The organism is Pacificispira spongiicola, from assembly GCF_012926505.1.
Taxonomy (GTDB): domain Bacteria; phylum Pseudomonadota; class Alphaproteobacteria; order UBA8366; family Aestuariispiraceae; genus Pacificispira; species Pacificispira spongiicola.
On record NZ_JABBNT010000001.1, the window covers coordinates 23297 to 36097 of the forward strand.

Annotated in this window: 15 protein-coding genes; 14 read left to right on the top strand and 1 reads right to left on the bottom strand. The window is 61.2% G+C overall.

Annotated elements, in window-relative coordinates:
• The first annotated feature begins 98 nt into the window (after window positions 1-98).
• The 6 genes from HH303_RS00115 to HH303_RS00140 all read left to right on the top strand — a co-directional run bounded on the left by HH303_RS00115 (window position 99) and on the right by HH303_RS00140 (window position 5881).
• Window positions 99-656, top strand: coding sequence for a putative glycolipid-binding domain-containing protein (locus HH303_RS00115; protein ID WP_169623183.1), 558 nt, complete (start codon window positions 99-101; stop codon window positions 654-656).
• 120 nt (window positions 657-776) lie between these two features.
• Window positions 777-1559, top strand: coding sequence for a DeoR/GlpR family DNA-binding transcription regulator (locus tag HH303_RS00120; RefSeq protein ID WP_169623184.1), 783 nt, complete (start codon window positions 777-779; stop codon window positions 1557-1559).
• Window positions 1556-2707 (top strand): ABC transporter ATP-binding protein, encoded by a 1152-nt coding sequence (locus tag HH303_RS00125; protein WP_169623185.1) that lies wholly within the window; start codon window positions 1556-1558, stop codon window positions 2705-2707. The genes HH303_RS00120 and HH303_RS00125 overlap by 4 nt, the downstream gene beginning before the upstream one ends.
• A gap of 96 nt (window positions 2708-2803) precedes the next feature.
• Window positions 2804-4090, top strand: a complete 1287-nt coding sequence (locus tag HH303_RS00130; protein WP_169623186.1) for an ABC transporter substrate-binding protein — start codon at window positions 2804-2806, stop codon at window positions 4088-4090.
• Window positions 4091-4166: 76 nt separating this feature from the next.
• Window positions 4167-5042, top strand: coding sequence for a carbohydrate ABC transporter permease (locus tag HH303_RS00135; protein WP_169623187.1), 876 nt, complete (start codon window positions 4167-4169; stop codon window positions 5040-5042).
• Complete coding sequence (locus HH303_RS00140; RefSeq protein ID WP_227421440.1) at window positions 5039-5881, top strand: carbohydrate ABC transporter permease; 843 nt, start codon at window positions 5039-5041, stop codon at window positions 5879-5881. The genes HH303_RS00135 and HH303_RS00140 overlap by 4 nt, the downstream gene beginning before the upstream one ends.
• A gap of 4 nt (window positions 5882-5885) precedes the next feature.
• On the opposite strand, the gene HH303_RS00145 is transcribed toward HH303_RS00140, so the two are convergent.
• Window positions 5886-6608: a GntR family transcriptional regulator gene (locus HH303_RS00145; protein ID WP_169623188.1), complete on the bottom strand. Its 723-nt coding sequence runs from the start codon at window positions 6606-6608 to the stop codon at window positions 5886-5888.
• Window positions 6609-6742: 134 nt separating this feature from the next.
• Between HH303_RS00145 and HH303_RS00150 the strand changes: the two genes are divergently transcribed.
• From HH303_RS00150 to paaD, 8 genes are all read left to right on the top strand, one after another.
• Window positions 6743-7879, top strand: a complete 1137-nt coding sequence (locus tag HH303_RS00150; protein WP_169623189.1) for a cupin domain-containing protein — start codon at window positions 6743-6745, stop codon at window positions 7877-7879.
• A 22-nt stretch (window positions 7880-7901) separates the two neighbouring features.
• A complete protein-coding gene (locus tag HH303_RS00155) occupies window positions 7902-8816 on the top strand; it encodes a fumarylacetoacetate hydrolase family protein (protein WP_169623190.1) in 915 nt (304 codons plus the stop codon).
• A gap of 25 nt (window positions 8817-8841) precedes the next feature.
• Window positions 8842-9492 (top strand): flavin reductase family protein, encoded by a 651-nt coding sequence (locus HH303_RS00160; protein WP_169623191.1) that lies wholly within the window; start codon window positions 8842-8844, stop codon window positions 9490-9492.
• 80 nt (window positions 9493-9572) lie between these two features.
• Window positions 9573-9995, top strand: a complete 423-nt coding sequence (locus HH303_RS00165; protein WP_169623192.1) for a DUF2948 family protein — start codon at window positions 9573-9575, stop codon at window positions 9993-9995.
• A 144-nt stretch (window positions 9996-10139) separates the two neighbouring features.
• On the top strand, window positions 10140-11114 hold the full coding sequence (paaA, locus tag HH303_RS00170; RefSeq protein WP_169623193.1) for a 1,2-phenylacetyl-CoA epoxidase subunit PaaA: 975 nt from the start codon (window positions 10140-10142) through the stop codon (window positions 11112-11114).
• Window positions 11115-11166: 52 nt separating this feature from the next.
• A complete protein-coding gene (gene paaB / locus HH303_RS00175) occupies window positions 11167-11460 on the top strand; it encodes a 1,2-phenylacetyl-CoA epoxidase subunit PaaB (protein ID WP_169623194.1) in 294 nt (97 codons plus the stop codon).
• Between the two features lie 3 nt (window positions 11461-11463).
• A complete protein-coding gene (gene paaC / locus HH303_RS00180) occupies window positions 11464-12255 on the top strand; it encodes a 1,2-phenylacetyl-CoA epoxidase subunit PaaC (RefSeq protein ID WP_169623195.1) in 792 nt (263 codons plus the stop codon).
• Window positions 12256-12259: 4 nt separating this feature from the next.
• Entirely contained in the window at window positions 12260-12793 is a 534-nt protein-coding gene (gene paaD / locus HH303_RS00185) for a 1,2-phenylacetyl-CoA epoxidase subunit PaaD (RefSeq protein WP_169623196.1), read from the top strand.
• Window positions 12794-12801 lie beyond the last annotated feature (8 nt).

A 12801-nucleotide genomic window follows, 5' to 3' on the forward strand; every position in this document is an offset into this window, starting at 1 on the left:
CGATGTCGAAGGTATAGACTTTCAACCCGCCATTGGTTCGCTGCCACTTATGGCCGGATTCATCATTCTAACGGCAGACGATACGGATGGCGCGATACATGCGGCAGGAACGGACAGTCCTTTGGAACCGGTTGGACATGGACGGGATGGAGGCCTGCCGCTTCCGCCCGATGGGCGACGGCTGGGAAATCCAGGGAACCGCGTCCTATCGGGAAAACAGCACGGTCGTCAGTCTGACCTATTCTGTCCTCTGCACCGACGACTGGATATCCCGAAGCGCCCGTATCGTCGGCTGGCAAGGGGACCGAGACATCCATATCGACCTGAACCGCGCGCCTAACGGCAAATGGACCGTAAACGGCCGGCATATCGACGGCACCGACGGCCTGTTCGACGTCGATCTGGGCTTCACCCCCGCCACCAACACAATCGCCATCCGCCGCCTGAACCTCGCCATCGGCGAGGAGGCTGAATCGACCGCCGTGTGGTTGGACGTCACGGATTGGTCTTGGAAGCCACTAAGGCAGATGTATCGACGGATTGCGGAAAACGAATATTGGTATGTTTCTCCGGAGCATTCGTATGAAGCAGTTTTGACAATCGATCCGTTTGGCGTCGTCGCGACCTATCCGTCCCTATGGTCGGCACTTCCTTAAACGTCGCCATGTTCATCCGAACATTCATTCGAATGTCATGAAATCGAAGCGGTCGTGTCATGGCCGGACTGTATTCCTGCTGCCCTCAAGATATGCGGATCGGGTTTTGGGCCGGGGGCGATGGTCGGGGATATTACGGAGCGGCAGGCGCAGATTGCGGAGCGGGTGCGGGAGCGCGGGTTTCAGACCGTGGCCGACCTGGCGACGCATTTTGACGTCACGACCCAGACGATCCGGCGCGATATCTCGGAACTGGCGGAACTGGGCGTTCTGAAACGGCGGCATGGCGGGGTCGAATTGCCGGTTCCGACGGCCAATCTGAGCTTCGGTCAACGGCGTATCCTGAATTTCGACGCGAAACAGCGTATCGCGCGGACCGTGGCGCGGCATGTCCCGAACGGGGCCAGCGTTGCCGTCAGCATCGGGACGACGCCGGAATTGGTGATCCATGCCCTGTCGGCGCATCTTCATTTGAAGGTCTATACCAACAACATCATGGCGGCCCTGACCGCCTGCGCCATTCCGACGGCGGAGGTCACGATCCCCGGCGGGCCGCTGCGCTCTGCCGAACGCGACGTGGTCGGCAGCGCGGTGGAGGATTTCTTCGCCCGCTACAAGGTCGATATCGGCATCTACGGCGTCGGCGGGGTCGATGCCACGGGCGAGTTGATGGATTTCCATGAAGAGGAAGTGCAGGTGCGCGAGGCGATCCGGCGCAACAGCCGCCGATCCTTCCTGATCCTCGACGCCAGCAAATTCGGCCGCGCCGGTCATGTGCGCGGCGGCCTGATCGACGAAGCGGATGTAATTTTTTGCGACGGCACCCCGCCGCCCGGCATCGCGGCGATGCTGCGCAAGGCGGGGCGGCAGGTCATCTATTGCGGTGAAGAGGAAGCGGCATGAGCGGGGCCAACAAGACCGGGGTCACTATCGATATCCGGCACCTCAGCAAGGTCTGGCGAGACAAGGCGGGGAAAGAAACAGCGGCGGTCGACGGCGTATCCTTCACGGCGGAGGCCGGGAAGTTCACGGTCCTGCTGGGCCCGTCCGGCTGCGGCAAGTCGACGACGCTGCGCCTGATCGCGGGGCTGGAGGCGGCCAGCGACGGCGGTATCCTGATCGACGGCAAGGACATGACGCGCCGCCCGCCGACCGATCGCGGCATCGCCATGGTCTTCCAATCCTACGCCCTGTTCCCGCATCTGAATGTGGAGGAAAACATCCTGTTCGGCCTGAAGGTCCGCAAGGTGCCGCCGGTCGAACGCGCCGTGCGCCTGCGCCGGGTCGCGGAACTGTTGGGATTGCAGGAGCTGCTGGACCGCAAGCCCAACCAACTGTCCGGCGGGCAGCAGCAGCGCGTCGCTTTGGGCCGCGCGATCATCGCGGAAAAGCCGATCTGCCTGATGGACGAGCCGTTGTCCAACCTGGACGCCAAGCTGCGCCATGAAATGCGTGTGGAGCTGCGCGCGCTGCAGCAGAAGCTGGGCCTGACCATGGTCTATGTCACCCACGATCAGGCGGAAGCGATCAGCATGGCCGACCGTATCGTGGTGATGAATGGCGGACGCATCGAACAGGTCGGCACCCCGACCGATATCTATGACCGGCCCGCCAGCGCCTTCACTGCCCGCTTTATCGGCACGCCGCCGATGAACCTGATCGAGCTGAAGCGCGGCCTGCGCGGCTGGACGATACCGGGCACGGATGCGCCCCTACCGCTGGCCATTGATCCCGCGCAGGGCGACACCGCGCTGCTGGGCGTCCGGCCGGAGGATATCCGCCGCGACCCGTCGGGCATCGAGGCTGTCGTGGAAGCCGTGGAATATCTGGGCGCGGACAATCTGGTCGATTGCCGATTGGGGGAGGCCGTGCTGACCGCCCGCCTGCCCCGCCATGCCGGGATGAAACCCGGCGACCGGTTGCGCCTCGGCTGGGGCGACGAGGCCATGCATCTGTTCAATTCCGTCAACGGCGAGCGTCTTCCCCTAACGGGACAGGGCTCCGCGCCGACACCGAAACATGACGCCGCCAAGCAGATGGCGTCGTCATAGAAAGGACCGTTCGGCCCTCCGCTAAAAGTTCCGAACGGTCCAATGCCTTGGTTAGCAAGTGATCTCGTAAACCGAAGACAAAAGGAGCATAAACCAATGTCTTTCATGCGAAAAGTTGGGGCCGGTCTCGGCGCCGCCGCGCTGTCGGGCCTGATGGCCAGCACCGCCTTTGCCGTCGACCTTCAATTCTACTTCCCGGTCGCCGTCGGCGGTAAGGCCGCGACGACGATCCAGGAACTGACCGACGAATATGCGGCAGCTCATCCGGACGTCAAAATCGACGCCGTCTATGCCGGCAGCTATCAGGACACGATCACCAAGACCCTGACCGCGGCGCGCGGCGGCACCCCGCCGCAATTGGCCGTGATCCTGTCGGTCGACATGTTCACCCTGATCGACGAAGACGTCATCATCCCCTTCGACGACGTTGCGACGACGGATGAAGACAAGAAGTGGCTGACCTCCTTCTATCCGGGCTTCATGGACAATTCCATGACCGACGGGAAGACCTACGGTATCCCCTTCCAGCGCTCGACCCCGGTCATGTACTGGAACAAGGAAGCCTTCAAGGAAGCCGGTCTGGACCCGGAACTCCCGCCCGCGACCTGGGATGAAATGGTCGAATTCGGCAAGAAGCTGACCAAGAAGGACGCCAACGGCACGGTTACCCAGTGGGGCCTGCGCATCCCGTCCTCCGGCTTCCCCTACTGGCTGTTTCAGGGCCTGACCACGGAAAACGACGTGATCCTGGCCAACGACGCCGGCAACAAGACCAACTTCGACGATCCGAAGGTTGTCGAAGCCTTGAACTTCATGGTCGACCTGTCCAAGAAGCACGGCATCATGCAGCCGGGCATCATCGAATGGGGTGCCACGCCGAAGGCCTTCTTCGAGCGCCAGGCCGCCATTATGTGGACGACCACGGGTAACCTGACCAACGTCCGCGAAAACGCGCCGTTCGATTTCGGCGTCGCCATGCTGCCGGCCCACAAGCGTCGCGGCGCCCCGACCGGCGGCGGCAACTTCTACATCTTCAAGGACTCGACGGACGAACAGAAGGCTGCGTCCCTCGACTTCATCAAGTGGATCACGGCCCCGGAACAGGCCGCCCGCTGGACCATCGCGACCGGCTATGTCGCGCCGAGCCCGGCCGCTTGGGAAACCCAGGCGATGATCGACTACGTGAAGGGCTTCCCGCAGGCGCTGGTCGCCCGCGAGCAGCTTGAATTCGCGGTGGCCGAACTGGCGACCTATCAGAACCAGCGCGTTACCGGCATCCTGAACGATGCTTTGGAAGCCGCGATCACCGGCACGATGTCGGCGGAAGAAGCCCTGAAGAACGCCCAGGCCGAAGCCGACAAGGTTCTGGCGGATTATCGCTAAGTCTTAGCTACTCCCAACTTCCGGCGGCGCCTTACCCGCGCCGCCGGGACGCGGGTTTTCGATAAGGAATTCGGACATGATGGGACGGCGCGAATGGATCCACGGCTGGCTGCTCTTAAGCCCGGCACTGATCCTGCTTTTCGCCTTCACCCACTATCCGGCGGTCGTGACCTTCTGGGCCAGTTTCTTTTCGACGCCGCGCGGCAAGCGATCGGCGAAATTCGTCGGCCTGGAAAATTACCAAACCCTGCTGACGGACGATAAGTTCTGGCAGGTCCTGTACAACAACCTGCTCTATGCCGGGATCACCATTCCGGTTTCCGTGGCGCTGGCGCTGATCATGGCGCTGTTCGTGAACAGCAAGCTGCATGGCCGCGGCTTCGTGCGCATGACCTATTTCGCACCGACCGTGCTGCCGCTGATCGCCGTCGCCAATATCTGGCTTTTCTTCTACACGCCGGGCTTCGGCTTCATCGATCAGGTCCGCGGCCTCTGGGGCGCGGGCGAGGCGAACTGGCTCGGCAATCCCGACACGGTCCTGGGCGCGCTCATGGTCGTCGCCGTCTGGAAGGAAGCAGGCTTCTTCATGATCTTCTATCTCGCCGCCCTTCAGACGATCCCGCCCAGCCTGCGTGAGGCCGCCGCCATCGAAGGCAGCAGCCGATGGACCTTTTTCCGGCGCGTGACATTCCCGCTGCTGATGCCGACGACGCTATTCGTGTCGGTGAACGCGGTCATCAATTCCTTCCGTCTGGTCGACCATATCTTCGTGATGACGGAAGGCGGGCCGGACAATGCCAGCTCCCTGCTGCTCTATTACATCTATGAGGCCGGGTTTAAATTCTGGGATACGGCGCATGCGGCGACCGCCACCATCGCCCTGCTGGTCCTGCTGTCCGTGCTCGCCATCGGGCAGTTCTTCCTGGTCGATCGAAAGGTGCATTACCGATGAGCGTGGACACGATGGAAATCGCCGTCGATACCAGCCGTTACGACAGGATTCTGAACACGATCGGGGCCTGGGCCCTCGGCCTGTTGTGGTTCCTGCCTCTGATCTACGCGGTTTGGACCGCGTTCCATCCCGGCGCCTATGCCACACGCTTCGAACCCTTCGCGCCGTTGACGCTGCAGAACTTCGTCAATGCCTGGAACGCCGCACCCTTCGCGCATTATTTCGTCAACACGGTGATGCTGGTGACGATGGTCACGCTCAGCCAATTCGTGCTGTGCACCCTCGCCGCCTATGCCTTCGCGCGGTTCGAGTTTCCCGGCAAGACGCTGCTGTTCACGCTGGTGCTGCTGCAATTGCTGGTCATGCCGGAAATGCTGATCGTCGAAAACTATCAGACCATGCGCGTCCTGGGCCTGATCGATACGATCGCCGCCATCGCCTTGCCCTATGTCGCGTCGGGCTTCGGCATCTTCCTGCTGCGCCAGACCTTCATGACCGTCCCAAAGGAGTTGGAGGAAGCCGCCCGCATCGAAGGGGCCGGAACGCTCGGCATCTTGTGGAAGGTCTATGTTCCGCTCGCCAAACCGACCTACCTCGCCTACGGCTTGGTGTCCGTCAGTTACCATTGGAACAATTTCCTATGGCCGCTGATCGTAACGAATTCCGTCGAAACACGACCTGTCACGGTGGGTCTGTCGGTCTTTTCCTCCGTCGATCAGGGGATCGACTGGTCGATCATCACGGCGGCGACGCTGATGACCTCAGGCCCGCTGCTCATCGCGTTCCTGCTGTTCCAACGCCAATTCGTGCAGAGCTTCATGCGCGCCGGGATCAAGTGATGCATCAGGCGGTAAGCACCGACTCCATCTGGCGGCCCGTATCGCGATAGTGTTCGGTCAACAGCGCCGCGGCGGCATCTTCGTCCCGCGCCAAGACGGCACGGACCAAGGCTTCGTGTTCCGTACAAACGTCCCGTTCGCCGAGATCGACGGATCGGTGCAGTGCCGTCAGGCGATAGCGTTCGGTTTCCATATACAGCGTATCCGCCATGCGCAGCAGCCGCGTCGATCCGCAGGCCGCGATCAATGCGTGGTGGAACCGGCGGTGTCGGCGTTCCAGATCCGTCATGTCGACATCAAATCCATCCGACGCTCGGCGCAGGGATTTCGTCAGTTCGTGGGCGGCGGCCAGAATTTCCGCCTCCCATGCGTCGCCGCCGTTTCGGATCGCCCGCTGCAAGGCCTCCCCCTCAACCAGGATACGCGCGTCGATGGCGTCGTTCATTTCGTCTCGGGACAGTGGCGCGACGACGAATCCGCGCAGGGATTGCGAAACGACCAGCCGTTCCCCCTGCAACCGGTTCAACGCTTCCCGCAAGGGCGAGAAACCGGCGCTGTAGCGATCTTTCAACTGTTCCAGGCGTAACGGCATGCCGGGCGGCAGCTCGCCCCGCACGATGTCCCAGCGCATCCGGTCATAGACCGTATCCGCCAGGGTCCGCTTACCGGTATCGGGCGTTATTCCGACCGCAATGTCGGCATAGGGGGACGGCGAAACCTGAGACATGGATTGTTGCTCCTTCGGCCAACTTTCTACTCATATTTTCGCAAATAAACAAGATTTTCGAAAATTTTGTTTACAATATCCGCGTCGACCGTCACTCTTTCGACAACAAAGGGCATTTTGAGGGAGGCACGACCATGCCGTCGACCCGACAGAACTATCGCGAGGACGTTGCCGGGCGGGCGAATGTCGAGGATTCACCGGAACTGGACGCCTATTATAACGAGTTGGAACAGCTCAGCGCGGGGGCCTTATGGACCGTCGCGAACAAGATCGAACCCTGGGAGCCGAAATCTGAATCGGTGCCGATGATCTGGCGCTACAACGACCTGCGCGATCATGTCCTGCGATCCGTCGATCTGGTGACACCGGAAAAGGCGGGCCGCCGCGTCATCTATCTGGAAAATCCGGGCCGCAAGGAAGTCGCCGCGGCGGTCGGCTGGATTTATTCCGGGCTTCAGGTCATGCATCCGGGGGAATGCGCCTCCGCGCATCGGCATTCCGCCTCCGCCCTGCGTTTCATCATGGAAGGGTCCGGCGCCTATACTATTGTGGATGGCCACAAGATGACGCTGGGCCGCAACGATTTCGTGCTGACGCCGAACGGCACCTGGCACGAACACGGCGTATCCGAAGACGGCGCCCCCTGCATCTGGCAGGACGGGTTGGACATTCCGCTGGTCAATTGCCTGGAAGCGAATTTCTACGAGGTGCATCCCGATCTTTCGCAAGCGACGAACTATCCGGTCGACGATATGACGAAGGCCTGGGGCAATCCCGGTCTGACACCGGCGAACTCTCCTCTTGGCGGCGCTTGGGACAAACCCTATTCCCCGATGTTCAAATACGAATGGGAACCGACCTATGAAGCGCTGTCCCGTTTGGCGGATACCAGTGACGGGTCGCCCTATGACGGGATCATGATGAACTACATAAACCCGGTCACCGGCGGCCCGGTGATGCCGACCACCGGCGCCAGCATGCAGATGCTGCGTCCGGGTGAGAAAACCAAGGCCCACCGGCATACCGGCAGTTACCTGTACCAATGTTCCAAAGGCTCCGGCTATTCCGTGATCAACGGTAAGAAGTTCGAATGGTCGGAACGGGATATCTTCTGCGTTCCGTCCTGGGCCTGGCACGAACATGCCAATGCGTCCGACAGCGAGGATGCCTGCCTGTTCTGCTTCAACGATCTACCGGTAATGCGGGCGCTCGGCCTCTATCGCGAGGAAGCCTTCGGCGACAATGGCGGCCACCAGCCGCTGATCGACTAATCTAAAAAAGTAGGGATAGAAGATGAAACTGGTTACTTTCCGGCCGACAGTGGATGCCGCGGCCCGTCTGGGCGTGATTGAAGAAGGCCTTGTCGTGGACGTCGCCTATCTGGGTGCGGTGATGGGCGAGGACTTTCCGGATACGATGCTGGACCTGATCGATTTGGGCCCGGCGGCATTGGCCCGGATTTCCGACGCTCTGGACGAATGCCGCAGCACTTGGCCCATCGGTTCGGCCCTGCCCATCGAAAACGTCAAATTGCTGGCGCCCATCCCCCGTCCCCGCAAGAACATCTTCGGGATCGGCTTGAACTATCTGGAACATGTCGCGGAATCCAGCCGTACGCTGGACACGTCGAAGGACCTGCCGACCCAGCCGGTGATCTTTTCCAAACCGCCGACGACCGTGATCGGGCCGGGCGACGCGATCGAACACAACGCCGCGATCACCCAACAACTGGACTGGGAGGTCGAACTGGCCGTCATCATGGGCCGCACCGCCCGCCGCGTGACGGAAGACGACGCGTTGCGCCACGTCTTCGGCTATAGCGTGATGATCGATGTCTCCGCCCGCGACAATCGCCGCGCCGGACAGTGGATTTATTCCAAGGGCATGGATACCTACGCCCCCTTCGGCCCCTGCATCGTCACGGCCGATGAAATCGCCGATCCGCAGAACCTGAACCTGTGGCTGACGGTCAACGGCGTGGAAAAGCAAAACTCGAACACCAAGTTCATGCTGTTCAAAATCCCGACCCTGATTTCCGATATTTCCCAGGGAATTACGCTGGAACCGGGCGACATCATCGCGACCGGCACGCCGGAAGGCGTCGGCGCGGGCCGCGACCCGCAGGAATGGCTGTGGCCGGGCGATGTCGTCGAAGCCCATGTCGAAGCCATCGGCACGATCCGCCATCCCGTGGTAAAGGTCGGCTGACGCCACCCGGAAAGGAAGCGATTTCATGTTCTTCGACGTTAGCCGGATCGAACCGCAAAACGCCTACAAGCTGATGACCTCCACCGTCGTTCCCCGGCCGATTGCCTGGGTATCGACGCTGTCGGAGGACGGGGTGGCGAACGCCGCCCCCTACAGCTTCTTCAACGTGATGGGCAGCGATCCGGCGACCGTCGTGATCGGCATTCAGAAAGATGCCAAGCGCGGCTTCAAGGATTCCGCCCATAATATCCTCACGACCGGCGAATTCGTCGTGAATCTGGTGAATGAGGCGGTGGCGGAGAAAATGAATATAAGCTGTATCGACGCACCCCGCGACGTCAGCGAATTCGACATTGCCGGCCTGACGCAGCGCCCGTCGCAACTCGTAAAGCCGCCGCAGATTGCGGAATCGCCCGTCTCTTTCGAATGCGTCAATCTGACATCGTTGGTCACCGGTCCTCGGCAGACATTGGTCGTCGGCCGCGTGGTCGGCATTCGGATCGAAGACGAATATATCCTGGATGCCGACAAGGCCTATGTCGACACACCGGCCCTGCACATGATCGGACGGACTTACGGTAGCGGTTGGTACACGAAGACGGCGGATCAGTTTCAGATGGGCCGTCCCGTCTACGACGACTGGATCGCGAAAAACGGCGACCCGAAAAAGGGTTAGCCGCCCCGCGACACCGTATACCTCGACATCGGACGCCACGCTTTGTATCGTTCGGCGAGTATCGTTGGGGGAAATCGACTATGCGGGACGGGGAAAAACCCCTGAAATTGCGCGCCTACGACCTGGAGGATCTCAGCATCCTGTCGGGCATGGTGCAGGATTCCCTGGTGCCGCTTGCCGATATGCGTTTCATGGCGGATGAGGGCAGCTTCATCCTGGCGCTGAACCGGTTCTGCTGGGAACGGGATGACGGTGCACCGCCCTATGCCCGTGTCCATTCGGGCCTGCGTTTCGATTTCGTCCGCAAGGTCGCCCGCCGCGGCATCGACGGCCGCGCGCGCGATAAGCTCCTATCCCTTTTGGCCATCGCCTATCACGACGGCACCGTCGTCCTAACCTTTTCCGGCGACGGCGCGATCCGTCTGGATGTCGAAAAATTGACGGTCGCCTTGGAAGACCTCGGGCCGACCTGGCCGACGGACTGGAAACCGGGACACTCTTAAGTCACTGAAAATAAATTGTATTCGGTCGAAGAAACCGACAACAATCAATCGCTGGTGCGATATGATACGATATATTGAACTAATTTAAAAAAAGTGTATCATGTTAGTCAGAAAGCAGAACAACCCGCTTTAGGGAGAAATGGGATGAGCGACCAAGCCCATCTGTCGCCGGAGGATGAATCCGGCGCGGCGCGTTTCCAGGCGTTGCTGGACCGGGAGGAGAAGATCGAACCCCGCGATTGGATGCCCGACAGGTATCGCAAACTGCTGGTCCGACAGATTTCCCAACACGCGCATTCCGAAGTCGTCGGCATGTTGCCCGAAGGCAATTGGCTGACCCGCGCGCCGACCCTGAAACGCAAGGCGGTCCTGCTGGCCAAGATCCAGGACGAGGCCGGGCACGCGCTCTACCTCTACAGCGCCTGCGAAACCTTGGGCACCAGCCGCGAGGAAACGATTGAAGCCCTGCTGGACGGACGCGCCAAATATTCGTCCATCTTCAACTATCCGGTCCCGACCTGGGCGGATGTCGGGGCGATCGGCTGGCTGGTCGACGGCGCGGCCATCGTCAATCAAGTCATGCTGTGCCGCTGTTCCTACGGTCCCTATGCCCGCGCGATGGAACGCATCTGTAAGGAAGAAAGCTTCCACCAGCGCCAGGGCTACGAAATCATGATCAAGCTGGCCCAGGGCACCCCGGCTCAGAAAAAACTGGCGCAGGACGCGTTGAACCGCTGGTGGTGGCCGTCGCTGATGATGTTCGGCCCGCATGACAGCGAGTCGACGCACGGCAACCAGAGCACGGAATGGAAGATCAAACGCCGCTCCAACGACGACCTGCGTCAGCATTTCATCGACATGACCGTACCGCAGGCCGAATTCCTCGGCCTAACCGTCCCCGACCCGGATTTGAAATGGAACGAGGACCGCGGCCACTACGATTTCGGGCCAATTAACTGGGACGAATTCAAGGCTGTCCTGAAAGGCGGCGGTCCGGTCGGGCGGGAACGTATGGCGGCGCGCCGCGCCGCCCATGACGACGGCGCCTGGGTCCGCGAAGCCGCCATTGCCCATGCCGAAAAACGCAAGGCGCGGCAGCACGCCGCCGCAGCTGAATAACAAGCCGCGCTAACAAGCCGCGAATACCAAATACGCTTAGGAAGGAAACCGCATGTCCACGAATGCCAAGGAATGGCCGCTCTGGGAAGTCTTCGTCCGCAGCCGTCAGGGCCTGAGCCATAAGCATGCCGGGTCCCTGCGTGCCGTGGATGCCGAAATGGCGATCCAGAACGCCCGCGACGTCTATACCCGCCGCCGCGAAGGCGAGAGCGTCTGGGTCGTATTGGCCAGCGATATCCATGCCTCCCAGCCGGAGGAACGCGGCGCGTTCTTCGACCCGGCGGACGACAAGATTTTCCGGCATCCTACCTTCTATACGGTGCCGGACGGCGTGGAGAATATGTAGGCCATGACGACAGAAACCCAACAGATCGACGCCCAGCAGATCGATCGGGCCGACTTGGTCGAATACCTGCTGCGCCTGGGCGACAATTCCATGATCCTGGGCCAGCGCCTGTGCGAATGGTGCGGCCACGGCCCGGTCCTGGAAGAGGATATCGCCCTGTCGAACGTCGCCCTGGACCTGATCGGTCAGGCACGCCTGATCTACACCCATGCCGGGGAGGTCGAGGGAAAAGGTCAAACCGAAGACGACATCGCCTTCCTGCGCGACGTGTTCGACTGGAAGAATGTGCATCTGGTGGAACAACCGAACGGCGATTTCGCCGATACGATGGCGCGCCAGTTCATGATCGACTGTTACAATGTCGAACTGTTTTCCGCACTGACCAAAAGCACCGACGATCAATTGGCCGCCATCGCCGCCAAGACGCTGAAGGAAGTCACCTATCACCGTCGTCATTCCGGCGAATGGGTGATCCGGCTGGGCGACGGAACGGACGAAAGCCATCGCCGCATTCAGGCGGCCTTCGACCGGCACTGGATATTCGTCGAGGAACTGTTCGAAAGCGACGACCTGGACGCGCGGATCACCGCCGCCGGGATCGGCCCGGATCCGAAAAGCCTGCGCCCGGCCTGGGATTCGATGATGGACCGCGTCCTATCCGAAGCCACCCTGACCCGCCCGACCGCGGACTTCCCGCGCAGTGGCGGTCGCAAGGGCGAACATTCGGAATATCTGGGATACATCCTGGCCGACATGCAATTCATGCAGCGCGCCTATCCGGGCATGGACTGGTAATGTCATGCCCGTCGTGTCGCTAGACCAGCAGCGGAAATTTCCAACGGAAGCGGCCATCTGGCGGCTACTGGAGGAGGTTCCCGACCCGGAAGTGCCGGTCCTCACGATCCTGGACCTCGGGGTCGTCCGATCCGTTGCCGTGGCGGAAAACGGCGCGATCCGGATCGGTGTCACGCCGACCTATTCCGGCTGTCCGGCGACGGCGGCGATCAATATGGCGATCCGCGACCGGCTGCTGCAGGCGGGACATGATACGGTGACCATCGACACGATCCTGGCCCCTGCCTGGACGACGGATTGGATCAGCGAGGACGGCAAGCGCAAGCTGCGCGACTACGGCATCGCGCCGCCGGTCGGCACGGCGGCAGGAGAAGGCGCCGGACGCGGGACCTTGTTCGGGGCCGACCCGGACGTTCCCTGCCCGCATTGCGGGTCCGCGCATACCGAAAAAGTCAGCGAATTCGGGTCCACGGCCTGCAAGGCACAATACCGCTGCACGGACTGCCTGGAACCCTTTGAATATTTCAAGTGTATCTGATCTCGGGA

Coding starts and splice junctions, on each gene's coding strand:
- paaC (WP_169623195.1), top strand. CDS start 11,464: ATGACGACAGAAACCCAACAGATCGACGCCCAGCAGATCGATCGGGCC.
- HH303_RS00125 (WP_169623185.1), top strand. CDS start 1,556: ATGAGCGGGGCCAACAAGACCGGGGTCACTATCGATATCCGGCACCTC.
- HH303_RS00135 (WP_169623187.1), top strand. CDS start 4,167: ATGATGGGACGGCGCGAATGGATCCACGGCTGGCTGCTCTTAAGCCCG.
- HH303_RS00140 (WP_227421440.1), top strand. CDS start 5,039: ATGAGCGTGGACACGATGGAAATCGCCGTCGATACCAGCCGTTACGAC.
- HH303_RS00145 (WP_169623188.1), bottom strand. CDS start 6,608: ATGTCTCAGGTTTCGCCGTCCCCCTATGCCGACATTGCGGTCGGAATA.
- HH303_RS00155 (WP_169623190.1), top strand. CDS start 7,902: ATGAAACTGGTTACTTTCCGGCCGACAGTGGATGCCGCGGCCCGTCTG.
- paaA (WP_169623193.1), top strand. CDS start 10,140: ATGAGCGACCAAGCCCATCTGTCGCCGGAGGATGAATCCGGCGCGGCG.
- HH303_RS00165 (WP_169623192.1), top strand. CDS start 9,573: ATGCGGGACGGGGAAAAACCCCTGAAATTGCGCGCCTACGACCTGGAG.
- HH303_RS00150 (WP_169623189.1), top strand. CDS start 6,743: ATGCCGTCGACCCGACAGAACTATCGCGAGGACGTTGCCGGGCGGGCG.
- HH303_RS00160 (WP_169623191.1), top strand. CDS start 8,842: ATGTTCTTCGACGTTAGCCGGATCGAACCGCAAAACGCCTACAAGCTG.
- paaD (WP_169623196.1), top strand. CDS start 12,260: ATGCCCGTCGTGTCGCTAGACCAGCAGCGGAAATTTCCAACGGAAGCG.
- paaB (WP_169623194.1), top strand. CDS start 11,167: ATGTCCACGAATGCCAAGGAATGGCCGCTCTGGGAAGTCTTCGTCCGC.
- HH303_RS00130 (WP_169623186.1), top strand. CDS start 2,804: ATGTCTTTCATGCGAAAAGTTGGGGCCGGTCTCGGCGCCGCCGCGCTG.
- HH303_RS00120 (WP_169623184.1), top strand. CDS start 777: ATGGTCGGGGATATTACGGAGCGGCAGGCGCAGATTGCGGAGCGGGTG.
- HH303_RS00115 (WP_169623183.1), top strand. CDS start 99: ATGCGGCAGGAACGGACAGTCCTTTGGAACCGGTTGGACATGGACGGG.